This window comes from Arthrobacter sp. OAP107 (genome assembly GCF_040546765.1).
GTDB lineage: Bacteria > Actinomycetota > Actinomycetes > Actinomycetales > Micrococcaceae > Arthrobacter.
This window is the reverse complement of sequence record NZ_JBEPOK010000001.1, coordinates 2,438,557-2,464,714: the sequence shown is the minus strand read 5'-3', so window position 1 is coordinate 2,464,714 and position 26,158 is coordinate 2,438,557. Positions and strand designations below refer to the sequence as shown.

The following is a 26,158-nucleotide window of genomic DNA, read 5'->3' as shown; positions in this document are numbered from 1 at the left end:
GCTTGCTGGGCCGTGGGTTCACAGTTACGTCCTTCTAACTCCCCGCCGGTTCACCGGCACCTTGGCGGCCCCGCCGGTCGACCACACTGACGGTCCTTGGTGCCTGGAAGGACAGCAGCCGGATCCATTCCGGTTCGTGGTCCCGCAGCTGGATCCCGGGCAGCGCCGCCGCGGCTTCCTGGACGATAACGGCGGCCTCCAGTTCGGCGAGCTTGGCTCCGAGGCAGCGGTGGATGCCCGAACCGAAGACCAGGCCGGTTGACGGTCCGCGCCTGGCCTGCTCCGGCAGGGACTGGCTTTCCGATCCGGCGCCCGCAGTGATCTGGTTGCCGGACAGCTCAAGGAGTATCTCGGTACCGGCCGGGATCCGGTCGCCGCCGAGGTCCGTGCTGTGGGCTGCTACCCGGCGCCAGGTGGGGACGGATGATTCGGTGGCGAGCACATGCCGGACAACCGACTGGGCACCGGCGTCAGAAGCCGCTTCCGTCCATGCCACGGGTGCGGCACCCTCCAGCAGCCGGAACAGCGTGGTGCTGATCAGCTGGGTGGTGGTTTCCTGTCCGGCGATCAGCAGGAAGTAGCCGAGTGAGCACATCTCGGTCCTCGAGAGGCCGTGTCCGGCCAGTGACTTGAACAGGTTGCGTCCCGGAGCCGCCACGGAGTCGGCGACGAGCCGGCGCAGCCAGTCGTAAAACTCGGCGGCGCTGCGGGCCAGTTCAAGCTGCCGGTCCGCGTCAGGCCAGCCCCAGAACAGTTCCATTGAGTCAAGGCCCCAGAGCTTGAGGGCCGCCAGGTCCCGGACGGGCAGCCCGAGCAGTTCCAACATGATGACTGCCGGGGAAAGTGCCGCCACTGTCTGCACGAGGTCCGCGTGCCCGGTCCGCGCGAGCTGGTCCGCGGTGTTCACGGCCGCTTCCCGGGCGAGTTCGCGGATCCGAGGCTCCATCGCGGCGACAGTGGCGGGCGTGAAGAAGCCGGCTACCACCTTCCGGATTCCGCCGTGCGTGTCGGTGTCGTTGCTGGCCAGCACGGGTGGCAGCGCGAAGCCCGCCCGCTGCAGCACGCGCAGGGCGGGTCCCTCCAGCGGGGTCACCGCCACCAGCGCATTCGCGGGGCTGAAGTCGGCGGGCCGGTGCAGGATGTCGCGGACCGCGTCCGGGTCCCGGACCACGAGGTATGGGCACCTGGACCCGTCGGGAGCATGCGCCGGGGGCGCCTCCATCGCCGCCGCGATCATGCGGGCATCCCGTTCAGCCATGCGGCGGCGCCGGCGCGGAAGTCAGCCGGGGACAGTTCCGAGGCGCGCTCGGGCAGGGCCCCGATGACCGGCACGCGCAAAGATCCGAGTACCTGCCGGTTGCTGTGGTGTACCGCATCGGGGCTGGCGGGCCAGCTGCCGAGCACGACGCCGAGAACCTCCAGCCCGCGCGCGGCCAGTGCCTCGAGGGTCAGGGCGGTGTGGTTCAGCGTCCCGAGGCCGGGCCGGGCAACAACCACAAATGGCGACGCCAGCAGCGATCCGAGGTCTGCCAGGGTGCCGCCGTCCGAATCCAGCTCCACCAGGACCCCGCCGGCGCCCTCGATCAGGACGTGGTCGTGGGTTGCGGCGAGTTCGCGGATCCGCCCTGCGTGCGAAGCCAAGGCCGGCAGCGGAGTTCCGTCGATGGCGGCAGCCGCGACGGGCGCCATGGGTTCCTGCAGAACAACGCCGGCTTCGGCCGGCACGCCGGCGAGCCGGACAATTTCGGCTGCGTCGGAGTCGCCGTCCGCGGCACCCGACTGGCACGGCTTGAAGACCGCCACGCTGCGCCCCTTTCCGTTCAGGGCGGCGGCGAGGGCCGCCGTCGTAATGGTTTTGCCGACGCCGGTGTCCGTTCCGGTGACCAGAATGACGGGGGACAGGTTCATGGAAGTTCCTCCAAAATGCCGCGCAGCACCGCGCAGCTGTCTTCGATTTCTTCGGGGGTGAGGGTGGCGCGGGCGGTGAGCCGCAGCCGGGAGATGCCATCCGGAACGGACGGCGGCCGGAAACAGCCGATCCGGACGCCGGCGCGGCGGGCGGACTCCCCGGCGGCCAGTGCCGATTCCGCGGACGGCATGGGAATGGACTGGACGGCGCCTACTCGCGGGTCCGGCATAACGCCGCGGGCGGCGAGGGCTGGCGCAAGCCCGACGGCCAGCGCTGCCGCGTTGCTGTGCACAGATCCCGCCCGCCATGTTTCGTCCCCGAGGATCTGCACCGCGGCGAGGGCGGCTGCGGCGGACGCTGGCGCCAGACCGGTGTCGAAAATGAAGCTACGTGCCCGGTTCAGGAGGTGTTCCCGCAGCAGTCCGGATCCCAGGACAGCACCGCCCTGGCTGCCCAGCGCCTTGGACAGGGTTGCCGTCACGATCACGTTCGGGTGCCCGGCAAGCGCGGACCCGGCGACAGAGCCGCGCCCCTGGAAGTTGCCGGCGCCGGTGACGCCGAGGCTGTGCGCTTCATCGATGAGCAGCATGGCGTCGTACTGCTCGGCCAGGGCCAGCAGCTCAGCGAGCGGCGCCGCGTCGCCGAGGACGCTATAGACGGATTCGACGGCGATCATCGCCCGCGGCTCCGGCCGGCCCGCGAGCAGCCGGCCGGCTTCCTCAACGCAGTTGTGGGCGAATGACTCGGTGCGCGAGCGGCTGAGCCGGAACCCGTCGATCATCGAGGCGTGGCAGTGCTCGTCCGCGATGATCAGGGTCCCGGGGCCGCCGAGCGCCGTGATCACCCCGATATTGGCCAGGTAGCCGGAGGAGAAGACCAGCGCCGCTTCCATCCCGGCCAGCGTGGCCAGTTCCTGCTCCAGGTCCAGGTGCAGGTTTGTGGTTCCGGCGACCAGGCGTGAGGAGGTGGCGCCGGCGCCCCACCGCGCCGCGGCCTCCGCGGCTGCCCCGGTAACCCGCGGGTCCGTTGCAAGGCCCAGGTAGTCGTTGCTGGCCAGGTCGATGAACCGTTCGTGCGGGGCGCGGGGAAGAGGCCGGCGCACCTGGCCCCGCCGTTCCCGGACGGCGGCCTGCCGCTCGAGCCACTGGTTCATCGAGCCGCTCACGAGGCACTTCCGGTGTAGGCCGGGACGCGTTCGACCCGGGCTTCGTGGACCTCCGCGACGGCTGCGGTCATGCCCGCGGTGATCTGGGCGATGTCCGTGGCGGTGCTGATGTAGGGCGGCATGGTGTAGATGAGGTTCCGGAACGGCCGGACCCAGACGCCGCGGCGGATGGCTGCCGCGGTGACGGCTGTGACGTCAACGGCGTCGTGCAGCTCGATGACTCCGACGGCGCCGATGGTTCGGACGTCCCGGACGGCCCCGAGTTCCAGGGCAGGCGCCAGCCCGGATGCCAGTCCGGTGCCGATCCGGGCAACGTCGGCACGCCAGCGCCCGTTCTCTATAATGCCGAGGCTGGCATTGGCGACGGCACACGCCAGCGGGTTGCCCATGAAGGTGGGGCCGTGCAGCAGGGCGCCGGCCTGGCTGGCCGAAACAGCCGAGGCCACCTCAGCCGTGCAGAGCATGGCGGCAAGGGTCAGGTAACCACCGGTCAGGGCCTTGCCCACGCACATGATGTCCGGCACGACGCCGGCATGGCCGGCCGCGAACAGTTCGCCGGTGCGGCCGAAGCCGGTGGCGATCTCGTCGAAGATGAGCAGCAGTCCGTGCCGGTCCGCCACCTCGCGCAGTACTGTGAGGCATTGGGCCGGGTAGGCGTGCATGCCGCCGGCACCCTGCAGGACGGGTTCGACGACGATCGCCGCCAGTTCCGCCGCGTTCGCGGCCGCCAGCTCCGCCACACCGTCTGCCCACGCCTGCACCGCTTCCGGGGTCGCCGACGCCGCAGCGGGAGGGCGGGGCCCAAACAGGTTGCCGGCAAGCAGACCCGGAAATGCCGAGTGCATGCCGTCCACCGGATCGCAGACCCCCATGGCCGCGAACGTGTCGCCGTGGTAGCCGCCCCGGAGGCTCAGGAACCGCTGCCGGCGCGGCCGCCGGGCCGCAGTCTGGAACTGCACCGCCAGCTTCAGCGCCACCTCGACGGCCACAGACCCCGAGTCCGCGAGGAACACCCGCTCCAGCCCGGGACCGCCGGGCGCGGCAGGGGCCATGGCGACGAGCCGCTCGGCCAGTTCCACCGCCGGAGCGTGCGTTAGCCCGCCGAACATCACGTGGCTGAACGTGTCCAGCTGTCTTTTGGCGGCGGCATCCAGGACCGGGTGGCGGTAGCCGTGGATCACCGACCACCACGAGGACATTGCATCGGTCACCTCGTGCCGGGTGCCGTCTTCGCCGCGGAGGCGCAGCCGCACGCCGTCGGCCGCCTCCACCTCCCACAGCGGAAGGTCGGGTGAGGCGGGCGCGTAGGGGTGCCAAAGCCGGGCGCGGTCCCGCTGGATCAGGTCCTTCTGCTGCGAATCCTGCATCACGGGACCAACACCCCGTGCCGCGAACATTCGGCGGACCAGCCCAGCGGCGTCACCTGCACTTTCATCCGCCGCCGGCAGGCGGTGCAGTACCGCGGCGGTTCCATGGCCAGCCGTTCGCCGCACTCCCGATGGGCGGACGACGGCGGCCCGTCGCCGCGGTCGTGCGTCCCGCCGCAGTGTCCGCAAAAGGCTGCACCAGTGGTTGGGCTCCCGTTGCTTGAGCGCGTCGAAACCCCGGTCACAGCGTCTTCTGGAGTTCCTTGATCGGCATGTTCAGCTCGACCAATAGATTCAGGTCTGCCGTCGCCGGGCGCCCCAGCGTGGTGAGGTAATTGCCGACGATCACGGCGTTGATGCCGCCGAGGAGACCGTCGCGGGTGCCGAGGTCGCCGAGCGTGAGTTCGCGGCCGCCGGCATAGCGCAGCACGGTGCGTGGCATGGCGAGGCGGAAAGCGGCGATGGCGCGGAGTGCGTCCTTGCCGTCCATGATGCCCTGGTTCTCGAGCGGGGTGCCGGGGCGGGGGTTGAGGAAGTTCAGCGGGACCTCGTGCGGTTCCAGGGCCGCGAGCTGGCCGGCGAGTTCGGCACGCTGTTCGAGGGTTTCGCCCATGCCGATCAGGGCGCCGCAGCACAGCTCCATGCCGGCGGCCTTGACCATGTTGCAGGTGTCGAGGCGTTCCTCGTAGGTGTGCGTGGTGACCACTTCGGGGAAGTAGCTGCGGGCCGTTTCCAGGTTGTGGTTGTAGCGGTGCACGCCCCACTCTGCGAGCTGGTCCACCTGGCGCTGGGTGAGCATCCCCAGCGAGCAGGCGATGTTGATGTCCACTTCCTCGTTGATGCGGTCGATCGCGAACTTGATCTGGTTCATGAGCTTGATGTCGGGGCCGCGGACGGCGGCGACGATGCAGAACTCGGTGGCTCCTGTGGCGGCGGTTTCCTTCGCGGCTTTGACCAGTTCGGGGATGTCCAGCCAGACGCCGCGGACGGGAGAGTCGAACAGGCCGGACTGGCTGCAGAAGTGGCAGTCCTCCGGGCAGCCGCCGGTCTTGATGGAGATGATGCCCTCCACCTCGACGTCCTCGCCGCAGTGCCGGAGCCGGACCTCGTGGGCCAGTTGCAGCGCGGCGGGAAGGGCTTCGTCCGGAAGCCGAAGTACTTCCTCTAGTTGCGCCTGGGTGAGCCCGATGCCGTCCTCGAGGACCTGCTGCCTGGCGGTTTCAAGGATGGGGAAAGGGGCCGGGATGGTCGCGTGGCTTGTGGTTTCGCTCGCGTCTGCCTGAATCGTCATTGATGGGTCCTTTGCGTGTGATGGCTGCGGATATTCCTCTGAACTGACGCTAATTCCCCATCAAGGGCAAGATTTTGTGGGGTACCGACAAGGAGACGGAGGGACGTTGGTCGGGTCCCTACTTCGACCGCGGATCGGACGGGCAAGGGCCGCCGTCGCATTGGTGCGGTGGCGGCCCTTGGGTTCCGGTGGGGCGGTTGGCCGGTGGGGGTTAGCCGTTGATGATTTGGGGGATGCCGAGGTGTTTGAGGCCTTCGACGCCGAATTCGAGGCCGTAGCCGGATTGTTTGGCGCCGCCGAAGGGGACGCGGGGGTCCACGGCGCCGTGTTTGTTGATCCAGACGGTGCCGGCTTGGATGCGGTTGGCGACTTCGCGGGCTGCGGTCAGGTTGGGGGACCAGACGGAGGCGCCGAGTCCGACGTCGAGGGCGTTGGCGTAGTCGATGGCCTGGTCGATGGTGGTGTAGCGGATGATGGGCAGGGCGGGGCCGAACTGTTCTTCGGTGACGAGGGGGTTGTTGTTGTCGATGTCGGCCACGAGGGTGGTGGGGTAGAAGTAGCCGGGCTGGTCGGGGTGGGGGTTGCCGCCGAGCAGGATCCGGGCGCCGGAGTCGCGGGCTTCTTCGACGAGGGCGGCGACGATGTCGTACTGGGCTTTGTTTTGGAGCGGGCCGAGGACGTTGTTTTCGTCCAGGCCGTTGCCCATGGGCATGGTTTTGGCGATGGTGGTGAGTTCGTCGCAGACGGCGTCGTAGATGTCGTCGTGGACGTAGAGGCGTTTGAGGGCGGCGCAGGTCTGGCCGGTGTTGATGAAGGCGCCCCAGAAGAGGCCTTCGGCGATGGTTTTGGGGTCGGCGTCGGGCAGGACGATGCCGGCGTCGTTGCCGCCCAGTTCCAGGGTGAGGCGTTTGACGGTGTCGGCGGAGGATTTGATGATCGCTTTGCCGGCGGCGGTGGAGCCGGTGAACATGATCTTGCCGACGGCGGGGTGTTCGGCGAGGCGGGCGCCGACCTCACGGTCCCCGGCGATGGCGGTCAGGACGCCGTCGGGGAGTTCTTCGTTGAGGACCTTGATCAGGGCCAGGACGGAGAGCGGGGTCATTTTGGAGGGTTTGACCACGGCGGTGTTGCCCATGCGCAGTGCGGGGGCGATCTGCCAGATGGTGATCATCATGGGCCAGTTCCAGGGGCCGATCGCGCCGACGACGCCGATGGGCTTGTAGTGCAGTTCGGCGTAGGTTTCGCCGTCGTCCACGACGACTTCGGGTGTGAGTTCGGTGTCGGCGGTGGCGCGCAGCCAGGCGGCGCAGGCGCCGACCTCGAAGCGGGCGTTGGGGCCGTTGAGGGGTTTGCCCTGTTCGCGGGAGAGCAGGTGGGCGAGTTCCTCGGCGGAGCGTTCGACGGCGTCGGCGGCCTTGAGCAGCGCGGCGGACCGGGCGTCGTGGCCCAGCGCGGCCCAGGCCGGCTGGGCGGCGAGGGCCGCCGCCACCGCGGTCTCGAGGTCCTCAACGGTGTGGACCGGCGCCTGGCCGACGACGCCGCCGGTAGCGGGATCGAAAATGGTCCGGCCGTCTTGACCGGGCGCTGCGGTAACGCTGGCAAGCAATGAATCGTAGGTTTCCATGGGTGTTCCTCAGGAGAGTGGCTTCGTGGGCTAATGCTTGTGGTTGTCCTGCGGGTATTCGGTGTGGTTCAGGACGGTGAGACGGGAGTTGAAAGGCAGAATCACAGGTTCGGCGGCGGGTTCGTCCCAGCCGAACATCCGCCCGATGGAGCGTTGCTCGCGCAGGTCAATGAGGAGGACGGCCTCAACGGTCATCACCTTTTCGGTCCAGAAGAACAGGTACAGGTCCTCGCCAACGTCGAAAGTGAGGCAGCGGTCGGTGTCGGCGAGTCCGGACTCACCGCCGCGAAGGCAGTGCCAGGTGAAGGTGCCGGCGTTCAGGTAGATGTGTTCGTAGGTTTCGACGTCGCTGTAGCGGTAGTAGATCCGTTTGCCGACCAGCCCGCTGGAGCGGGAATGAAGGGCAGCAGACCCTTCCACGTTTCCGTGGCTGAATGTGGTGGCGCAGCGGGTCTTGTCTCCTTCGGCGATGAAAGAACTGACCGCTGTTGTGACGGCGCCGGTGTTCCTGTCGAAGATGATGGTGACATTCTCAGCCTGGTGGTCTTCGCCCCGGATGAGGTCGATGATGAAGATCCCTGGGCGGGCTTCGATCGCCTTGTAGCTGGCTGCTCCGCTGTGGCGGTCTTCGCCGGCAGAGGTCCACGTCAGGGACTGCGCGTCGTGGAAGGTGTACGTCGTGGTGTGGCCCCGGTCCTGGGGGAGGTGCAGTGCGGTGCCGGCCAGGGCCGCGGAGGCGGGGAGGGTCTGGTCTCCGAATCCGTCGAGCATAGTGGCCACGGAGGGCCATTCGTTTTCGGGAACGTAGTCCTGGATATCAGTCGCGGTCATGGGTTTTCCTTTGGTTGAGGTGATTCCTGTTGATCGAGGTTGGAGGAGCGTTTTAGCGTCAGACGATTTCGGAGGCGTAGTCGATGGACCGTTTCTGGGCTCCCCGGGCTATTCCTGCGATGAGGGCCAGGGGGATGCCGAGCAGGAGCCAGCGCGCAACACCGCCGGCGCCGCCGAGCAGGGCGTCGTAATTGTCCAGGGTCAGGTAGCCGATGATGATGAACGAAATGAGGGACAGGACGGGTGCGATGACGGTTACCCAGAGGTTGTCCCGCATCTTCGCCCTGGCGAAGAAGACGATGATCGCTGCGGACGTCAGGAGGAGGATGCTGATGAAGCCGGCGGTTCCGAGGGCGACGAACCACGCGAAGACTGTGGTTATGGGATCGGCCCCTGAAATCAGGAAGACGCTGATGATCACCAGCACGGTGACGCCGTTGACCAGCCCGGCGAATGTCGGGGCGCCGGTCTTGGAAACGGACGCCAGCTTTGCTGGCAGTGTTCCTGCCCGGCCCAAGGCGAAGAGGTATCGTGCGAACATGTTGGCAAGTCCCAGCATCATGGCAATAAAGCTGGTGACGACGAGGATTTGCATGGACAGACTGAGCCACGAGCCGGCACTGGACTGGGCGAGATCGAAGATCATGCCGGCGGGATTCCCGGCGGCTTCTGACTGGATGCGGTCAATGCCGATCGCTCCGCTGATGGCCCAGGTTGAAATCATGTAGAAGAGGCCAACGAAGGCAATGACCAGGTATGCCGCTCGGGGAATCGTCTTGCGCGGGTTCACCGCTTCTTCAGCGAAGACGACTGTCGCCTCGAAGCTTGTGAAGCAGGCAAAGGCAAACAGCAGCGAGATGCCCAGTCCGGGACCCACGATGTTGGCGCCGGTGAACCCCTCGAACGTGAAGATCCCCAGCCCCTTTTGTGCGATCAGAGAGACAACCAGGGCCGCAACGACGAGGGTTTCGCCCAGGATCAGTACGCCCAGAACCTTCAGGCTGGCGTCCACCCCTTTCATGGTCAGGGCGGTGGCCATAGACAGCACGAGGACAATCCAAAAGTACGGCGGGAGCCCCAGGCCTGTCAGGCTCTCAACGAGTTGCTGGGCGAAGACACCGAACTGGGACCAGAGTCCCACCTGGAGGCTGATGTAGGTCAGGATCGCGATGCCTGCACCGCCGGTGGCCCACTTCGTTCCAAGCCCCTTGGCTATGTAGGCAACAAATCCGCCCGCGTTGGTGATGCTGTGGCTCATGCGAAGGTACCCAACGGAAAACAGGGCCACGAGAAGGGCCGCGATGACGTAGATGACGGGGGTGCCGGGGCCGCTGGCCGCGAAGAGGACGGGACTCGCGCCGACAACGGCGGCCATGGGTGCGGCAGCAGCTATGGCGAAGAAAGCAACCGCGAGGACCCCCAGCTTGTTAGGCCGCAGGCGGCCCGACGTGACCGGGGTGTTCTGGTACGCGGGCATCTGCCCGGTTTGTTGGTTCATGATGTGGCTCTTTCGCCAGGGCATGGATTCATGGGTCATGCCGGTGTGGGTAAGTAGGGATACCGGCTGAAGGCGCACCCCCTCGTGCGCGTCTTCCGGCAGAAGCGTTGGTGGTCTCCGGCACGTGAGCCGGATCACGAAACAAAACTCTACAAGTGTTTAGTTTCGTGTGTCAAGGGTCCCAACGCCGAAGGTGCGGGCGGGCTAAAATCGGCTTATGAGCCTCGATTCCCAACGTTTGCCCTACGGGGATGGCCGCGATGCCCTGCTGGCGGCGGTCATTGATGTAGTGGCCGAGAAGGGCCTCCGGGGAGTCACCTACCGTTCTGTGGCCGCCCGTGCGGGTGTGAACCATACGCTGATCACGCATCACTTCGGATCGATCGAGGGGTTACTTGCCGCCACCCTTGAATGGGCCGTGCAGCGGTCGATCGAGGAAACCGGGCTTGCCCGCGTGGCGGATTTCGACGAGAAGTTCGCCGACGCTCTCCTGGCGTCCGTGTCCTCCGAGCCGGAACTGCAACTTTTTCAGTTCGAGATGCTTCTCGAGGCCCGGCGAAAGCCCGAGCTGAAAGCCCTCCTGGACCGCCTCTATGACAACTACATCTCCACGGTGGAGACGGCTCTCCGCGGGCGTTCCCTCGATACCGACGATGAACTTTCCAGGGCAATTTTCGCTGCGCTGGACGGGCTCATGCTCCAGTTTCTGACCTTCGGAAATCCAGCGAAGATCCGTTCCGCCGTCATCCAGGTTGGCCGCCTACTGGAACGTTCGGGCGCAGCCGGCGACGCGAACGCCGCCGGCCTCTCCCCGGCCGGGAAGTAACATCTTTCACTTACCTCCGCTCAGGCATTGCGCCCGTTGAGGATGCCCCGGGCTGCTTCCAGGCCGCTTTCGATGGCGCCGTCGATGAAGCCGCCCCAGCCATTGGCGTAGTCCGAACCTGCGAAGAGGAGGGCACCCTGCGGCTGTTGGAAGCTGGCCAGGGACTCTGTCAGGAAGCCCGGCCGGTGCATGGGCCAGGTCTGGCCCGACAGCGGGTCACTGGTCCAGTCGTGGCTGGCGACGTCCAGGACTTCAAGGTCCGGTGCGAGCAGGTCGAGGGCTGTCTGGACCTGCGTGGCGTCGCTGGCGTCGAGCCGGGCAGTGTCGGGCCCGAAGGCAACGAGAATGGTGTTGCCGTCCTGGTCGTATTCGGCCTGGACAAAATTCAGTGGCCAGTCAGCGGCGCCGAGGGCAACGAACGGCTGCACTTCGCCCTTGACCGTGATCCAGACCTTGATGCCCTTGGAGACCTGGCCTTCGGCGATGCCCTTCCGGCCAGGCGCCGGCAGGGGAGGATCGAAGGCGATGGCGCCCATGGCGCCGAGGGGAAGCGTGCAGACCACGTGCGCTGCCCGGAATTCCTCGCCGTCGTTGGTAATGACGGTGGCGTTCCCTTCGGTGTAGGTGACGGCCGAAACGGTCTTCCCGAGGCGGACGTCTGCTCCGGCGGCGATGGCGTTGATGAGTTCGCCGGTCCCGCCCTGGATCTTGTACGTGGCGCAGGCCTCGAAGTTGACCATCCAGTCGCCATTGGTGAGCGCCACCCAGCGCAGCGCCTGGGTGTAGGCGGCGTCGTCGATGGGGCCGTTGAAGTTCAGTGCCCAGAAGGATTCCAGGATCTCGCGGGAGGAGTCCGGGATTTGCAGTTCGGCGATTTTCTGGGATAGGGACACATGGTCGATGCCTTTGATGTCCGGGTTGGTGAACGGGGCGAAGGGCTGCGGGAAGAACTCGCGGGACTGTTCCATGAGCCTTCGGTTGGGGGCATCGATTTCCTTCAGCAGCTCGTCCGGGCTGCCCTCGTGCCGCGCACTGCCCGACCACCAGTAGGCCCGTTCCGGGACGGGGCTCTGAACGGTGCCGATTCCGTAGCGCTTCATTTCCGCCCAGACGTAGGGCTGGGTCCAGTGGACCCAGGTGCCGCCGATTTCCAGCGGGCGGCCAAGGCGGTCATCCAGCCAGGTGCGGCCGCCGATCCGGTCCCGTGCTTCGAGAACGGTTACGGACAGGCCGGCCTGGAGAAGTTCACGGGCGGCCGTGAGGCCGGCGAAGCCTGCGCCGATAACGACGACGTCGGTCGGCTGGGTGTTGTGGGTGGTGGCAGTCACGGTAGGCCTTCTGTTTCAGATGTTCTGGTTGGCGGTCAGGAGTAGACAAAGAATTCGGTGGTGTCTTCCACGACAGTCCAGCGGGTCTGTGCACCTTTGTTGAAGGAAGCGGCCGAGCCGGGCAGCAGGTCGAAGGTCCCGCCGCCGTCGACCTCAATGTGCATGTGGCCCTCGATGATGTGGATGGTCTCATCCGCCTCGATGAGCAGGTCGAACGGCTCGGGAGCCTCCTCAGTGGTGACGTGCCAGAAACCGGCAGACAGCGCAGGACGGCCGCCGTCTCCGGGGCGTCGCACCCAGTGGACCCGGCCCAGGATGAAGGGCTCGTACCTCTGCGGGTCAAGGGCGTCGTGCACGGTGAATTCGACGGCGTTCGTGGACGTGGACATTGGTTCCTCCTTGGATTGCCAACAACTCCGCAGTTGCTTAGTTGTGTATTGCATCACAGCTAAGCATTTGCTGAGGTTTGAAGTCAATACCCGTCTGCCGGGAGCTAGAATCGGAGACATGAGCGGGCAGAAACAGAACGGCTACGGCACAGGGCGGGAGGCTTTGTTGGCCGCGACTGTGCATGTTGTGGCGCGCAAGGGACTGCGGGGCCTTACATTCCGTGCCGTTGCCGAGCACGCCGGCGTCAATAACACCCTGGTGGTCCATCACTTCGGCAAGCGGGATGCCCTCATCGAAGCCGCACTCGAATGGTCCGTGCGGCAGTCGATCGGGCTGTCACACCTGGAAGCGCTGCCTGCCACCGAGGAGGAGTTCTGCCAAAGCATCCTGTCGCTGATTGACGACAACCCCGACATCCAGATCTTCCAGTACGAGATGATCCTGGAATCGCGGCGGCGCCCCGAACTGGCGGCGCCGGTGCAGCACCTGTACGAAAGCTACATTGCAGCGCTCTCCGACGGCCTGCAACGGATCGGTTTCGGCGGCCAGGAAGGTGCTGCCCAGGCCGCCTTCGCGGCGTTGGACGGCCTGGTGCTGCAGCTCCTGGCCGGTGCGAACACCAAGGGCGTCGAGGCGGCCATCCGCTACCTTTGGGCGGCGTTGGGCGGCCACGTAACCATACCGGCGGTCAACGCCAGCTGATATAGGACGGAGTCCCGCATGCGCGTTCTGGCAGTGAACCACCTCAGCCTCGACGGCGTCCTGCAGGGGCCGGGGCGCCCCGACGAAGACACCCGTGACGGCTTCCGGCACGGCGGATGGGCCCAGGATGACAATGACCCGGCCATGTTCGCCGCCATGGGTGAGCGGCTTGGCCAGGGTTTCTCATGGCTGTTCGGCCGACGCAGCTACGATGACATGCTCGCCTACTGGAACCAGGCCGGCGGCCCATTCAAGGACAGCCTCAACGCGACACGGAAATACGTCGCCTCCGCCAACCCCGACACCCAGCTGAAGTGGCCGAACTCCATGCTCCTGGGTGGGGACGTCCCCGCTCAAGTTGCTGCGCTGCGCGGTCAGCCCGGGGGCAACCTGGTGATCATGGGCAGCGGCCAGCTCATCCGGTCCCTGCTCCCGCTCGGCCTCGTCGACGAGCTGTTCCTGATGATTCACCCGCTGGTGCTCGGCTCGGGCCGCCGCTTGTTCGGACCGGACCACGACGCGCGCCGGCTCCGGCTGGTCGACTCCGCGACCACAGGGACGGGCGTGCTGATGGTGACATACCGGCCGGCGTAACGCTTTCCTCCCGGTGACATCGGCTCCATACTCGATCTAGGTGTGGCCAAACACGACCAGGTGGCGGTGATCATGACTAATACGGGCAGCCGCAGCATTGACCTGCCCCTGGTCGACCACCACTGCCACGGCGTTGCCGAGGCCGAACTGACCGAGGACGAGTTCCGGAGCCTGGCCACGGAGTCCGACTGGCCGGCACCGGCAGGAACGGACAGCCTCGACTCGCCCTTCGGCCTGGCGGTTCGGCGTTTCTGTGCACCGGTCCTCGGACTCGAGCCGCTTGCGCCCCTGGACGAATACCTGGCGCGCCGCAGGAGCATCGGCGCCGCCGAAGCGAACAGGCTGCTGCTTCGCAGTACCGGAACTTCCGACTACCTCCTTGACACGGGCATACGGGATGATCGGCTGCCTGGCCCCGACGCCATGGCGGTGCGTGCTGGCGCGCGGGTTCGCGAGATCGTCCGCATCGAGAGAGTAGCCGAGGACTTAGCGGGGGTGTCCACTGCGGCCGGCTTCGTGGCAAAGTTCCCGGAGACGCTGGCAGCCAGAACCCGGGCGGCTGTGGGAGTGAAATCCATCATCGCCTACCGTCACGGGTTCGACATCCCCGCGGAACGGCCATCCGGGCGTGAGGTCCTCCAGGCGGCTGATGAATGGTTCCGAACCGCCGAGGAAACCGGGTCGTTCAGGATCACTGACCCGGTCCTGCTGAGGTTCGGGCTCTGGTCCGGGATCGACACCGGCCTCCCCATGCAGCTTCACACGGGATACGGCGATTCGGACGTCCAGCTCTTCCGGGCCGATCCATCCCGGCTCAGTCCGCTGTTCCACGCCGCCAGGTCACTGGGCGTTGATTTCATGCTGCTCCACTGCTACCCCTTCGTCAGGGAGGCGGGCATCCTTGCCCAGGTTTTCCCGCACGTCTACCTCGATGTGGGCCTCGTCTCGCATTACCTGGGCCCGAGCGCCGGCACGTCAATCCGCCAGGCACTGGAGATCGCACCATTCAGCAAGATCCTCTACTCATCGGATTCGTACGGCCTTGCCGAGCATTACGCCGTCAGCGCGGCCAACTGGCGGGCTTCCTTCGCTGCCCTGATGGACGACTGGATCGCCTCGCGCTGGGCAACCGCCGATGACGCCGAAAGGATCGCCGGGATGATCGCCTCGGAGAACGCCAAACGCGTCTACACCCTGAATCCCTGAAGCTCAATGCCAATCGCCTGAACAAGTCGTCAGAAGCATGGAAAGGAAAGCTGTGACTTCAAATCCAAAGGCGGATATGGATCTCCAGTATGTCAGGGCTCTCGTCATTTCCTGCCTGGACAACGCGGGGGTAGCAAGGGTCAAGGTTCTGCCGGGACCCAAGGTTGAGGATGCCTTCTCCAATGGCTGCGGCGTCTCAGTGAGCGTCGGAGTCCTGTTGGCCGCCGACGACCACGTCACCCGGTCGTCGGAGATCGATCCCATCGTTGGAGACCTCCGCGGCATACCTGACCGCTCGGCTGTTGCTGTCGTCGATAAGACCACCGGCCTCGCCTGGGCGCCCGCCGACCTGGTGGACATGCATGGTGCTCCTTATCCAACCTGCCAGCGCACGGCACTCAAACGGGTGGCATCCGAATGGGCCACGGCAGGGCTGGAGGTTTCCGTGGGCCTCGAGCTGGAGTTTACGGTGTTCGGCGGCACTCAGGACGCGCCTGTCCTGGCGCACGAAGGTCCGGGTTACAGTGCGGCCGCCTTCCTGCAGCTGGAAGCATGGAGCCTGGACGTGCTGACGGCGCTTGTGGAAGCCGGCGTTCCGGTGGAACAGATCCACCCCGAGTATGGCCGGGGCCAGGTGGAGATCGCCCTGGCCCCGCGGAACCCGGTCCAGGCCGTCGATGATTACCTCCTTGCGCGGTTCATCGTCGCCAGGGTCTCCCGCCGGCATGGACTGCACGTTTCGTACTCCCCGATAGCGGATTCCACAACTGCGACCAACGGATGCCACATCCATTTCTCCGCGAGGAACGGTGACGGAAACGTCTTCTATGACGCAGCAGCCGGCACCGGGATGAGCCCCGGGGGCGAGAGCATGATCGCGGGCGTCCTCGGCAAGCTGGCCGAAAGCGCATCATTGCTGGGCGGAAGCGCCCTGAGCGTGGCCCGGCTTCAGCCGCAACAGTGGGCGGGCAGCTTCATCTGCTGGGGCACGGGCAACCGCGAGGCCGCCGTGCGCTTCGTGCCGGGCCTCAAGGGCTACGAGGACAGGCAATCGAACGTGGAAGTGAAATGCTGCGATGGTGCCGCCAACCAGTACCTCGCCGTGGCAGCAATTCTTGCAGCTGCGCTCGAGGGCTTCAGGGGACAGCTGAGACTCACCGCCGAGGTCACCGTCGACCCCGGGACATTGAGCGCGGCGGAGAGGGAGCGCCTGGACATCCGGGCATTTGCCCCCGACATGTTCACGGCCCTGGACGATCTGGACGGCAGCAATTTCCTCCGCTCAGCATTGGGCCATGAATTGGTGAATGCTTATGTGGCGGTGCGGAGGGGCGAAGCCGAGCGGTTTGCACAGCTCGACCGTGAAGCAGTGATCGCCGCCCTGCGGTGGCGGTACTAGCGGAAGATGAGCCCGTCCGAAGCCTTCAATGCGGGTACAGCCTTTGCACGCCTGGCCGGCGAGGTGCAAAACGTCGAGGAGCTGCACAGGCTGTCCGCGGTACTCACGGTCGGGACCATTCATGCCGGCGGCAGCCCCAATGCAATCCCGGAAGAGGCAACGGTGGCGGGAACCATCCGCACCATGACGGAGCCGCAACGCCAGATGATCCACACCCGCCTGCGCCAGGTGGCAAACGGCGTCGCCACTGCCCACGACTGCACAGTGCGGCTCGAAATCCGGAGGGGTGAGCCGATACTGGAAAGCGACGCCGAACTTGCCGCCGGGATCGGGCGCCACCTTGGCGCCCAAGGGTACGAAGTACGTGAGTTCCGTTCGTATGGTTCGGATGATTTCGCGTTTTATGCCTCGGCGGCCCGCGCCGTGATGATCTTCACCGGGATGCCGGCGGCGAGCGGCAACCTGCACGCCAGCACATTCGCGCCCGATGAACAGGCGGTCGGCCGGGTGGCCACTGCCATGCTCACCGGCTACCTGGTGTCCGCCCAGGTGCTGGCCGGGGGAGGGCGTGAAGCAGGCAGCCAACCAATCAGGAATCGAGAAGCCGGGCCACCGCAAGTGAGATTAGGGTGAGGAGTGCGAAGAATCACAACCAGGAGGGCGCATGCCATACACCGTAGACTTCCAGAACGTGTCCACCGTCGGCCTGGAGTCGTCCCCAGTGGCGGACGCCTTGGCGGGACTGCGTGCCAACGAGGCACGTTATTACAAGAACAAATACGACCACGTGTTCACCGTCGAGCCCGCCGGCGATGCGCCGGAAACGCTCGACTGGGTGAACCGCATCCTGTCCGACGAACGCAACATCGCGTTCTCAGCCCGGCCGCTCGAGGTGACTTCCTTCGAGGTGGACGGCCTTCGGATGGCGTATGTGTTCTACGAATCCGGGCTGTCCGTCAACGTCATGTACGGCATCGAGCAGGGTGCGAAGCGGGCAGTCGGTTTCAAGCTCTCACAGGGCATGGAAGTTCCCGAGGAACTCGCCTCCAGCTTCAAGTTCGCACGGCAGAAGTCGAAGCTGGCCGGCGAGATCCGCGGCTCCTACTTCGTGATCAAGGGCGAGTACTAAGCGGCCCCGCGAAGGCAACCGGCCGCCGTCGTCATTAGCTAGTCGGCGGCCGGCGCTTTTGCTGCCTTTGCGGCGGCCTTGGCTGCCTGCTTGCTGGCGCGCACCTTCGTCAGCGACTCCGGGTCCACGATGTCCGCCACCGAGAGGTAGGAACCCTCCTCGCCGTAGTGGCCCGCGGCCTCACGCCAGCCCGGCGCTTGGAGCCCGCACTGCTTACCGAGCAGCGCCAGGAAGATCTTGGCCTTCTGCTCGCCGAATCCCGGCAGTGCCTTCAGCCTGCGCAGGACTTCCTTGCCGTCGGGTTCCTCCCGGGTCCAGATGGCAGTTGCCTCGCCGCCCCACTCGCTCTGCACGGCCTCGGCGAGCGCCTGGACGCGGGCGGCCATGGAACCGGGGAAGCGGTGGACAGCCGGGCGTTCCTTGAAGACCTCAACGAAGCCTGCCGGGTCATGTTCGGCCACGGCGGCAGGGCTGATGGAGCCGATGCGCGTGCGGATCTTTTCGGGTCCGGCGAAAGCGGACTCCATGGTCACCTGCTGGTCAAGCAGCATGCCGGTGAGAAGCGCGAAGGCGTCGTCGCTGAGCAGTTTGTCGGCGGCATCGTCGCCGGTGATGTGCAGTTCCATGCGCCCATCCTCCCACTTCCGGCCCGTGTCCCGGGTACCGCACGGTGAATCCGTGTCAGGATCAGTCATGGTCAACCGCCTGATGCTGCTCGACACCGCGTCCCTGTACTTCCGCGCCTTCTACGGCCTGCCCGACACCATCCGCCGCGCCGACGGCACCCCGGTGAACGCCGTCCGCGGCCTGCTCGACATGATCGCCCGGCTCACCACCGACTACGGCGCCACGCACCTGGTGGCCTGCTGGGATGATGACTGGCGGCCCCAGTGGCGGGTGGACCTCATTCCCACCTACAAGGCCCACCGGGTGGCGGAGGTGGTGGCCGGGGCGGCCGACGTGGAAGTGGTGCCGGACGGGCTGTCGGCACAGATCCCGCTGATCCGGCACGTGCTGGGCCTGGCCGGCATCGCCGTCGTGGGTGTCCCGGAGCATGAGGCCGACGACGTCGTGGGCACCTACGCCAGCCACGCCGGCCTTCCCGTCGATGTGGTGACGGGGGACCGGGACCTCTTCCAGCTGGTCGACGACGACCGCCGGGTGCGCGTGATCTACACCGCCCGCGGCATGCGGAACCTCGAAGTCCTCACCGACGCTGTCGTCGTCGAAAAGTACCGCGTGCTGCCGCAGCAGTATGCCGACTACGCCACCCTCCGCGGCGACGCCTCGGACGGGCTGCCCGGTGTGGCCGGCATCGGCGAGAAGACCGCGGCAGCACTGCTCCTGGAGCACGGCACCCTCGACGGGCTGCTCATGGCCGCGGCCGATCCCGGCGGCGGGGTGTCCGCGTCGGTGCGCTCCAAGCTTGCCGCCGCCGCGGGTTATCTCAAGGTGGCGCCCGCCGTAGTCAATGTGGTGCGCAATCTGGAGCTGCCGTCCCTGGAGGAAGCGGGCGCGGAACTGCAAACCGTCACCGGTGAGGCGAGGGAGGAACTCGACCGGCTCGCCACCGAGTGGAACCTCGGCGGCTCGGTCCGGCGGCTCCTGCAGGCGCTGGACCGCCTCGGCTAGCCTTCACTTACCCAGCCCGGCCTCAGCCATCAGCTCCGTCAGCCACGGCCGGTGTTCGCGGTGGAAGGTCAGCCCCTCCGGCAGTCCCTGCACGGACGCCTCGGAACCCGTGATGTCGATGGTGATCCGGCCGGCCCCCATGGGCGCGTTGGTGATGTGCAGATCGCCATAGGATGCGGGCAGCACCGGATCCATCCACACGCCGCCACGGGACACGTGGGCGTCGTAGCGCATCAGGCTGGTCACCAGCATGATCGGTGTGGTGGCCGCCCACGCCTGCGGGGAGCACGCCGTCGGATACGGCACAGGTTCAGTGACCTGGTCCCGGCTGAAGCCGCAGAACAGTTCCGGAAGCCGGCCGTCGGTGTAATCTGCCGCCTCGAGCAGGGCCGTGGCGATCCGTTGCGCCTCCTCCACGAAGCCGTAGCGCAGCAGGCCCACCGCAATGACAGCGTTGTCGTGCGGCCAGACAGAGCCGTTGTGATAACTGGCAGGGTTGTAGGCGCCCATGTCGGTGCCCAGCGTCCGGACGCCCCAGCCGCTGAACATCTCGGGGGACATCAGCCGCTCGGCTACGAGCGGCAGCTTGTCCTCATCCACGATGCCGTGCCACAGGCACTGCCCCATGTTCGAAGCGCACGCATCAACGGGCCGCTTGTCCCTGTCGAGTGCCACAGCGTAGTACCCGCGGTCAGGCAGCCAGAACTGCTCGTTGAATTTCCTTTTCAGCTCCGCCGCCTCATCGGTGAGCCGCGCCGCCAAAGCCGTGTCACCGGCGTCGTACGCCATCCACGCCCGGGACAAAAACGCCGAGTACACCAACGCCTGCACTTCGCACAGTGCGATCGGCGGCTCTGCCAGGGTCCCGTCGGCAAAGTTGATGCCGTCCCACGAATCCTTCCAGCCCTGGTTGATGAGGCCCTGGTCGTTGAGCCGCTCATACTCAACGAATCCATCGCCGTCCTTGTCGCCGTATATCCGGACCCAATCCAGCGCACGGTCGGCGTGGGGCAGCAGTGCGGCGATGGTGTCGCGGCCGAATCCCCAGCGGCTCACCGAACCGAGCGCCATGACGAACTGCGGGGTGGCATCGACGCTGCCGTAGTAGGCGGACTTGCCGCCCAGCGCCAGCCCGCTGGAGACGCCCAGCCTGACTTCGTGCAGGATCTTCCCGGGCTCCTCCTCGCTCATCGGGTCCACCACTTTGCCCTGCCGGTCGGCCAGCGTCTTCAAGGTGCCCAGCGCCAGGGACGGGTCCACCGGAAGCGCCATTTCCGATGCCCACAGTGAGTCCCGGCCGAACAGCGTCATGAACCACGGCGCACCCGCGGCCACCACGATCCGCTCAGGGTGGGCGGGATCCTCGATCCGGAGGGCGCCCAGGTCGTCGTAGCTGCGCCGCAGGGTGCGCTCGATGGAGCGGTTGCCCATGTGCAGCTTGGGAATCTTGGCGACCCATTCCTGCCGGCGCCGGTCGCTCGGGGACAGCTCACCGGCGGCCGGACGGATCAACGACGACGGCGGGACCCCGCCGCCGTTGGCGGCAGGCGCCACGCTCACCCGAGAGCTCCACACACCGCGCGGCGGGACCACCGTCCGGAAAGTCAGCGAGTCGGCGGTGACCTCGGCGCCGGCTGCGTTGACGATGACGCTCTTAACGAGGTCCTGCCAGCCGGCCTTGATCACCAGCGAGTCGCCCTCTGGCTGTCGGGATTCCTCCCAGCGCCGCTGGACGCGGGCCTCCTTCACTTCAAAGAGATCCGCGAAGTCCGATTCAACACTGAGCGAAACGACGCACTCGGTCTCCTTCGAGGAATAGTTCCGGATGGTGATCTCCTCGCGGATGCCCGCACCAACCTCCCGCAGGCGCTCCACGATCAGGGGACTGTCCGCGTACCCGTCAGAGCGGGGAACCCGGCCGATGAACAGGGCCCGGTACGGCTCCTTGGTCTCCGCCGTCAGCGCCTCCAGGGGCAGGCCGTTCACTGACAGGTTCCAGCGGGACAAAATGCGGGTGTCCTCATGGAAGACCCCGTGCGGATGTTCCGGATGGATATCCCCGTTCGCCAAGGAAATACAGAAGGACGAACCTTCCACCAGGGTGACCGTGCCCGCCCCCACCGGACCGGCGGCCGTATCAGCGTTCCAGCCAGCAGCCATTTCCGCCTCCTTCGACGGCTCAGGAGGGAGACGGCGCTGCGCGGACCGGAGCCGCACTGCCCTTCACCGCCTACTCCGTTGGGCATGACGCTACGCTCGAACGCGCCCCGATAAAAGGGTCTCTGGCGGCCTTCGGTGAAGACGGCGAGAATGGATTCGTGCCCCAACTTCGCGCCGGGACGGACAACGAGGCGATGAATCCGGCGGCCCGCAAGGTGCAGCGCATCTACCTGACGCTGACACTGGGCAATACCCTTGCAGCCTCCTTCATTTGGGGCATCAACACGCTCTTCCTGCTCGATGCCGGGCTCAGCAACCTTGAAGCCTTTGCCGCCAACGCGTTCTTCACCGCCGGGATGGTCATTTTCGAGGTACCCACCGGCGTGGTGGCTGACGGCTGGGGGCGCCGGGTGTCCTTCCTGCTCGGCACCGCCACGCTGTCCATCTCGACACTCCTCTATTACCTGCTGTGGCAGCTTTCAGCGCCATTCTGGGCGTGGGCACTCGTGTCAGTACTGCTCGGCCTGGGCTTCACGTTCTTCTCCGGCGCCGTGGAGGCATGGCTCGTGGATGCACTGCATTTTTCCGGCTACGACGGCGCGCTGGAGACGGTGCTCGGGCGCGGCCAGATGGTCTCCGGCACCGCCATGCTCATCGGATCAGTCGCAGGCGGCGTGATCGCCCAGGCCACCAACCTCGGCGTGCCATTCCTGCTCCGGGTTGGCGTGCTGCTGGCCATGTTCGGAGTGGCCCTCTGGCTCATGCACGACGTCGGCTTCACCCCCGAACGCTCGGCGCGGCCCCTTCAGGCGACGCGCGCCGTTCTGTCTGCCTCCATCGAGAACGGCCTGAAAAATCCGCCTGTGCGCTATGTGATGCTGGCCGCGCCATTCACTGCAGGCGTCGGGATTTATGTCTTCTATGCCCTGCAGCCGTTCCTGCTTGAGCTGTTCGGCGACCGCGGCGCATACGCCATCGCGGGCCTGGCGGCAGCCATCGTGGCGGCGGCGGAGGTCCTGGGCGGCTGGCTGGCACCCCGCTTTCGGCGCCTGGTCCGCAAACGCACCACGGTGCTGATCCTCAGCGGGGCAGTCAGCGCACTGATCCTGGTGGCGCTCGGATTCACGCGCGCGTTCTGGGTGGCCCTGGTGCTGCTGGCTGTGTGGGCGCTGGTGGCCGAGGTGGGGATTCCGGTGGGGCAGGCCTATCTCAACGACATGATTGACTCCAGGCAGCGGGCCACGGTGCTCAGCTTCGCCTCCCTCATGGGCTCCAGCGGCGGCGTGGTAGTGCAGCCGGTTCTCGGCCGGGCAGCCGACGTGTACGGCTACTCAGCGTCGCTGGCGTTCAGCGGCGTGATCCAACTGCTCGCCGTACCGTTCCTGTATGCAAGCCGCCGGCAGCGCGCCGCCGCTGACGAAGCACACAGCCGGTGACCGGGCCCTACAAGGGCAGGGCTGAAACTCCGGGCCGGTGAATGTTTTCGCCGTTGAGTGTCCTTCCGCCGCGGAGTAGCGTGACAGTACCGTCAACCCGCAATACTCACACCCGGGAGCGACCATGCCATACCTGAGAAGCCGAGTAGCAGCCGTCACCACGGCACTGGCAATGAGCGTGACGGCAGGGGCCGTCGTCAGCCCCGCGTTTGCTGACGAGCGGGTGACCGAAAAGACGGCCACCGCCACCGGCTACGGCGGCGCAGTGAGCACCGTGGACCCCGAGGCATCCGCCGCGGCCATCGAGATCCTCCGCAGGGGCGGGAACGCGGCGGACGCCGCCGTCGCAGCTGCGGCCACCCTCGGCGTGACCGAGCCCTACAGCGCAGGCGTGGGCGGCGGCGGGTACTTCCTCTTCTACAGCTCACACACCGGCCATGTGAGCACCATCGACGGCCGTGAGACAGCGCCGGCCGCCATGCCGCATGACGCCTTCATCGACCCCAAGACCGGCAAGCCCTACAACTTCACTCCCGAGCTCGTTACCAGCGGCGTCTCGGTGGGCGTGCCCGGCACGCCGGCAACGTGGGAGCGCGCGCTGGACCGGTGGGGAACCAAGGACCTTGATGACGTCCTCGAACCCGCCATCAAAGTGGCCGACCGCGGCTTCGTGGTGGACGACACCTTCCGCCAGCAGACCCTGGACAACAAGCTGCGCTTCGAGGCGTTCACCCCCACCAGCAAGCTCTTCCTCCCCGGCGGTGACGCACCCGCCGTCGGCAGCATCTTCAAAAACCCGGACCTCGCGGCAACCTACCGGCTGTTGGCAGACAAGGGCACCCGCGGCTTCTATCACGGCGCGCTCGCCAAAGAGATCGCGGCAACGGTCCAGGCCCCGCCGAAGACCAAGACCACCAAGCTGCCCATCCCGGCCGGCCACATGACGACGGCGGACCTGGCCAGGTACCGCGCCCTGAACCAGCCGCCCACCCACGTGGAATACCGCGGCCTGGACGTCTACGGCATGGCTCCATCGAGCAGCGGCGGCACCACCGTGGGCGAGGCGCTGAACATCCTTGAGCCGTCCGACCTTTCAGGGATGTCCACGCCCAGCGCGCTGCACCACTACCTCGAAGCCAGCGCCCTCGCCTTTGCGGACCGCGGCAAGTACGTGGGCGACCCCGCCTTCGTCGAGGTTCCCACGGACGCACTCACGGACCCGCTGTTCGGCAAGGAACGCTCGTGCGAGATCAACCCGAAGCTTGCGGCCGTGAAGCCCGTCGCGCCGGGTAACGTAACAAATTACGACGGCGCGTGCCCGGCCGCCGCGGCGACCCCCGCCAGCGAGAAGGACACCGAGAACATCTCCACCACCAACCTGACGGTCGCCGACAAATGGGGCAACGTCGTCGAGTACACGCTCACTATCGAGCAGACCGGCGGGTCGGGCATTGTGGTCCCCGGCCGCGGCTTCCTGCTGAACAACGAGCTCACCGACTTCTCCACCGTGTATGACCCGAAGGATCCGAACCGGATCGATCCCGGCAAGCGCCCGCGGTCCTCGATGTCGCCGACGATCATCCTCGAGGACGGCGACCCGTTCCTCGCCCTCGGCTCGCCCGGCGGTTCGACGATTATCACCACCGTCCTGCAGACCCTCCTGAACCGGGTGGACCTGGGGATGAACATCTCCGAGGCCATCGCGGCTCCACGGGCGGCGCAGCGCAACTCGGCCAAGGTCACGGCCGAGCCCGGATTCATCGCAGCGTACGAGAGCAAGCTGGCGCCGTTCGGCCATGAGTTCACACCGTCCGGCGACGCGTTCACCTCGGCAGCGGAGATCGGTGCGGCCACCGCCATCGAGTTCAAGTCAGGCGGGCGCCTGGTCGCCGCGGCTGAACCGGTCAGACGCGGGGGAGGCTCCGCCATGGTGGTCCAACCCGCCCGGTAAGACCCGGCGCGTCGTGCTTCTGCTGTCGTGCTTCTGCTAAGGCCGGCCGCCGCCGGAGCCCGGCAGCAGCTGCCGGTTCCTGATCTGGGACGGTCCGAACTCCACCGTGAGCGGACGTATCTCCCAGGAGCCGCTGCTTTCCCGTGGCCGGTGTCCGCCCGGGCGGTCCTGTAACTTCGGCTTGCCGACGGCAACGTGGGGGCGCCACCGCGGATACCTGTAGCCCAGGGCACGGGAGCTGAGGATGAAGTCGTCGGGGTTGTCCACCAGCAGGTCATCCAGCAGCTCACGGAGTGCCTGAACGAGCGAGACCTGGAAGTCCCGGACGCTCTGGGGCACGTCCACCTCAAGGCCGGACACCCGGCCGCCGCCCAGCAGGACCAGCCGCTCCGCCGTTCCGGAGAAGCCCTCCAGCACGGGCAGGGCGCGCAGCCAGTCAGCCGTCATGACGGTAGCCTCGGCGGGATCCGTGGCGCCCTTGGTCCAGTCGGCAACGTCGGCCGCGAAGTCCTCCAGGACGCCGATGTGGAGCAGAGTCATGTGCAGGCCCTGCGGGCTGCGGAGCCCGTCCGCGTAGACGGCGAGCTGTTCGTAGTCCGCCGGTTTGGTCCCGATGCCAAGCACCGGAACCTCAACTGTGATGCGGGGAAGCCTCAGCATCCGGACCTCCTTAGTCCCATGCCGCCGTCGTGATTTTTGCCTGTGACTGATGCCATTATGCGCTTCCTAGGGTTCCCCGAGGTTTTCCCAACTTGCGGAGCCGAGCATATGCCCGGGGTGCAAGCTGTATGGCTGCGGAGACTAAACCGATCAACAGTGAGGACATGCCATGGGCGCGCTACGGAAACTCAGCACGATCGGGAGCCTTGGGCTGCTGCTGTCGGGTAGCCTGGTTTTCGGTTCATCACCTGCCGCGCTGCGGCCACCTGCCGTCCCGGAACGGCCGTCCCTGTGACCAACCCTGGGGGCAAGGTACTGACCGCCACAACCTTCGAGGGCAACACCATCGCCCCGTTCGTGGCCACGCGGTCGGGCAACGCAACGGTGGCCGTTGCGAGCCCCAGGGCCCACACCGGCACCTGCTCGGTCCGGCTGCGGGCCACCGATACCGTCGGGTCAGTGGCCAATATGGGATACGGCCTGGAGGCCGGCACTAAGCGGGCAAGCGCCGACGCCTGGGTCAACATCGTTTCCGGCGGGCTCCGGGGAAACAACGTGCCCTACTTGCGGTTCTTCTCAGGCGGCACCCGCATTGCCGACGTCTTCCGTGACAACGTCACGGGCATGCCCTGGCTGCGGACCACGAACCCCAACGGGACGTTCTCGTACACCAGGCTCCTGGCCCGGAACATGACCCTGAACACCTGGCACCATGTGCAGATGCAGGTCAGGGCCAATGGCGACAAGTCCTCGATTGAGATTTGGCTCGACGGCGCCCGGGTGTTCGCCAACAACAGGGTCGCCCTTGGCGGCACAAGCCTGAGCAAGGTTCAGTTCGGCGCCGAGCACCCACGCCAGATGGGCGACACCTACATCGACGACGTCGTGGTGCGGCGGTAGTTCGGCTGTCTGCGGGGCCAAAGCTCCTGCACGGTCTGCTTTCCCAGGCCGTGCAGGTCCCGGTGTGGGCCTTCGTTCACTTGAGTGCCCAAGTCGGTAGCAGATCAGGGCGTTCCCAGCGCTGGGAACGCCCTGATCTGCTACCCGGTTTTCATTCAAA

25 protein-coding genes are annotated in these 26,158 nt (G+C 66.5%); 11 read left to right on the top strand and 14 right to left on the bottom strand.

What is annotated here, in order from left to right:
* Positions 1–34: 34 nt before the first annotated feature.
* The 9 genes from ABIE00_RS11460 to ABIE00_RS11425 all read right to left on the bottom strand — a co-directional run bounded on the left by ABIE00_RS11460 (position 35) and on the right by ABIE00_RS11425 (position 9,685).
* Positions 35–1,258 (bottom strand): cytochrome P450, encoded by a 1,224-nt coding sequence (locus ABIE00_RS11460; RefSeq protein ID WP_354260300.1) that lies wholly within the window; start codon positions 1,256–1,258, stop codon positions 35–37.
* Positions 1,234–1,908 (bottom strand): dethiobiotin synthase, encoded by a 675-nt coding sequence (gene bioD, locus ABIE00_RS11455; RefSeq protein WP_354260298.1) that lies wholly within the window; start codon positions 1,906–1,908, stop codon positions 1,234–1,236. The genes ABIE00_RS11460 and bioD overlap by 25 nt, the downstream gene beginning before the upstream one ends.
* Positions 1,905–3,062, bottom strand: a complete 1,158-nt coding sequence (locus tag ABIE00_RS11450) for an 8-amino-7-oxononanoate synthase (protein WP_502914283.1) — start codon at positions 3,060–3,062, stop codon at positions 1,905–1,907. Before ABIE00_RS11450 ends, bioD begins: the two co-directional genes overlap by 4 nt.
* 8 nt (positions 3,063–3,070) lie before the next feature.
* Entirely contained in the window at positions 3,071–4,441 is a 1,371-nt protein-coding gene (locus ABIE00_RS11445; protein ID WP_354263338.1) for an adenosylmethionine--8-amino-7-oxononanoate transaminase, read from the bottom strand.
* Positions 4,441–4,686: a biotin synthase auxiliary protein BsaP gene (gene bsaP / locus ABIE00_RS25950; protein WP_502914213.1), complete on the bottom strand. Its 246-nt coding sequence runs from the start codon at positions 4,684–4,686 to the stop codon at positions 4,441–4,443. The genes ABIE00_RS11445 and bsaP overlap by 1 nt, the downstream gene beginning before the upstream one ends.
* Positions 4,683–5,732, bottom strand: a complete 1,050-nt coding sequence (bioB, locus tag ABIE00_RS11440; RefSeq protein ID WP_354260294.1) for a biotin synthase BioB — start codon at positions 5,730–5,732, stop codon at positions 4,683–4,685. Before bioB ends, bsaP begins: the two co-directional genes overlap by 4 nt.
* A gap of 211 nt (positions 5,733–5,943) precedes the next feature.
* The gene (locus tag ABIE00_RS11435) at positions 5,944–7,356 is read right to left on the bottom strand and encodes an aldehyde dehydrogenase family protein (protein WP_354260292.1); all 1,413 of its coding nucleotides are present in this window, start codon (positions 7,354–7,356) and stop codon (positions 5,944–5,946) included.
* 30 nt (positions 7,357–7,386) lie between these two features.
* Positions 7,387–8,187 carry a MoaF C-terminal domain-containing protein gene (locus ABIE00_RS11430; protein WP_354260290.1) on the bottom strand — a complete coding sequence of 267 codons (801 nt, stop codon included), beginning with the start codon at positions 8,185–8,187 and terminating at the stop codon, positions 7,387–7,389.
* A gap of 58 nt (positions 8,188–8,245) precedes the next feature.
* Positions 8,246–9,685 carry an APC family permease gene (locus ABIE00_RS11425; protein ID WP_354260288.1) on the bottom strand — a complete coding sequence of 480 codons (1,440 nt, stop codon included), beginning with the start codon at positions 9,683–9,685 and terminating at the stop codon, positions 8,246–8,248.
* Between the two features lie 217 nt (positions 9,686–9,902).
* Between ABIE00_RS11425 and ABIE00_RS11420 the strand changes: the two genes are divergently transcribed.
* Complete coding sequence (locus tag ABIE00_RS11420) at positions 9,903–10,511, top strand: TetR/AcrR family transcriptional regulator (RefSeq protein ID WP_354260286.1); 609 nt, start codon at positions 9,903–9,905, stop codon at positions 10,509–10,511.
* 20 nt (positions 10,512–10,531) lie between these two features.
* Here ABIE00_RS11420 and ABIE00_RS11415 read toward each other — a convergent pair whose 3' ends face one another.
* Together ABIE00_RS11415 and ABIE00_RS11410 are read right to left on the bottom strand one after the other, a co-directional pair.
* Positions 10,532–11,839 (bottom strand): flavin monoamine oxidase family protein, encoded by a 1,308-nt coding sequence (locus ABIE00_RS11415; RefSeq protein WP_354260284.1) that lies wholly within the window; start codon positions 11,837–11,839, stop codon positions 10,532–10,534.
* 35 nt (positions 11,840–11,874) lie between these two features.
* Positions 11,875–12,228: a cupin domain-containing protein gene (locus ABIE00_RS11410; RefSeq protein ID WP_354260282.1), complete on the bottom strand. Its 354-nt coding sequence runs from the start codon at positions 12,226–12,228 to the stop codon at positions 11,875–11,877.
* Between the two features lie 118 nt (positions 12,229–12,346).
* Between ABIE00_RS11410 and ABIE00_RS11405 the strand changes: the two genes are divergently transcribed.
* The 6 genes from ABIE00_RS11405 to ABIE00_RS11380 all read left to right on the top strand — a co-directional run bounded on the left by ABIE00_RS11405 (position 12,347) and on the right by ABIE00_RS11380 (position 17,259).
* On the top strand, positions 12,347–12,931 hold the full coding sequence (locus ABIE00_RS11405; protein WP_354260280.1) for a TetR/AcrR family transcriptional regulator: 585 nt from the start codon (positions 12,347–12,349) through the stop codon (positions 12,929–12,931).
* A gap of 18 nt (positions 12,932–12,949) precedes the next feature.
* A complete protein-coding gene (locus tag ABIE00_RS11400; protein ID WP_354260278.1) occupies positions 12,950–13,525 on the top strand; it encodes a dihydrofolate reductase family protein in 576 nt (191 codons plus the stop codon).
* Positions 13,526–13,597: 72 nt separating this feature from the next.
* Positions 13,598–14,731, top strand: coding sequence for an amidohydrolase family protein (locus tag ABIE00_RS11395; RefSeq protein WP_354260276.1), 1,134 nt, complete (start codon positions 13,598–13,600; stop codon positions 14,729–14,731).
* Positions 14,732–14,783: 52 nt separating this feature from the next.
* The gene (locus ABIE00_RS11390; protein WP_354260274.1) at positions 14,784–16,130 is read left to right on the top strand and encodes a type I glutamate--ammonia ligase; all 1,347 of its coding nucleotides are present in this window, start codon (positions 14,784–14,786) and stop codon (positions 16,128–16,130) included.
* Positions 16,131–16,136: 6 nt separating this feature from the next.
* A complete protein-coding gene (locus ABIE00_RS11385; RefSeq protein WP_354260272.1) occupies positions 16,137–16,763 on the top strand; it encodes a peptidase dimerization domain-containing protein in 627 nt (208 codons plus the stop codon).
* Between the two features lie 31 nt (positions 16,764–16,794).
* Positions 16,795–17,259 (top strand): DUF8821 family protein, encoded by a 465-nt coding sequence (locus ABIE00_RS11380; RefSeq protein WP_331573615.1) that lies wholly within the window; start codon positions 16,795–16,797, stop codon positions 17,257–17,259.
* A 38-nt stretch (positions 17,260–17,297) separates the two neighbouring features.
* Here ABIE00_RS11380 and ABIE00_RS11375 read toward each other — a convergent pair whose 3' ends face one another.
* Positions 17,298–17,885, bottom strand: a complete 588-nt coding sequence (locus ABIE00_RS11375; RefSeq protein WP_354260269.1) for an HhH-GPD-type base excision DNA repair protein — start codon at positions 17,883–17,885, stop codon at positions 17,298–17,300.
* A 67-nt stretch (positions 17,886–17,952) separates the two neighbouring features.
* Between ABIE00_RS11375 and ABIE00_RS11370 the strand changes: the two genes are divergently transcribed.
* Positions 17,953–18,891 carry a 5'-3' exonuclease gene (locus tag ABIE00_RS11370; protein ID WP_354263337.1) on the top strand — a complete coding sequence of 313 codons (939 nt, stop codon included), beginning with the start codon at positions 17,953–17,955 and terminating at the stop codon, positions 18,889–18,891.
* A 3-nt stretch (positions 18,892–18,894) separates the two neighbouring features.
* Here ABIE00_RS11370 and ABIE00_RS11365 read toward each other — a convergent pair whose 3' ends face one another.
* Complete coding sequence (locus ABIE00_RS11365; RefSeq protein ID WP_354260267.1) at positions 18,895–21,051, bottom strand: amylo-alpha-1,6-glucosidase; 2,157 nt, start codon at positions 21,049–21,051, stop codon at positions 18,895–18,897.
* A 194-nt stretch (positions 21,052–21,245) separates the two neighbouring features.
* Between ABIE00_RS11365 and ABIE00_RS11360 the strand changes: the two genes are divergently transcribed.
* Entirely contained in the window at positions 21,246–22,487 is a 1,242-nt protein-coding gene (locus tag ABIE00_RS11360) for an MFS transporter (protein WP_354263335.1), read from the top strand.
* Positions 22,488–22,611: 124 nt separating this feature from the next.
* Complete coding sequence (gene ggt, locus ABIE00_RS11355; RefSeq protein WP_354260265.1) at positions 22,612–24,438, top strand: gamma-glutamyltransferase; 1,827 nt, start codon at positions 22,612–22,614, stop codon at positions 24,436–24,438.
* Between the two features lie 36 nt (positions 24,439–24,474).
* Here the strand turns inward: ggt and ABIE00_RS11350 are convergent, their stop codons facing one another.
* Positions 24,475–25,098 (bottom strand): hypothetical protein, encoded by a 624-nt coding sequence (locus ABIE00_RS11350; protein WP_354260263.1) that lies wholly within the window; start codon positions 25,096–25,098, stop codon positions 24,475–24,477.
* A gap of 291 nt (positions 25,099–25,389) precedes the next feature.
* On the opposite strand from ABIE00_RS11350, the gene ABIE00_RS11345 reads away from it, so the two are divergent.
* Positions 25,390–25,998 carry a hypothetical protein gene (locus tag ABIE00_RS11345; protein ID WP_354260261.1) on the top strand — a complete coding sequence of 203 codons (609 nt, stop codon included), beginning with the start codon at positions 25,390–25,392 and terminating at the stop codon, positions 25,996–25,998.
* Positions 25,999–26,158: the final 160 nt, after the last annotated feature.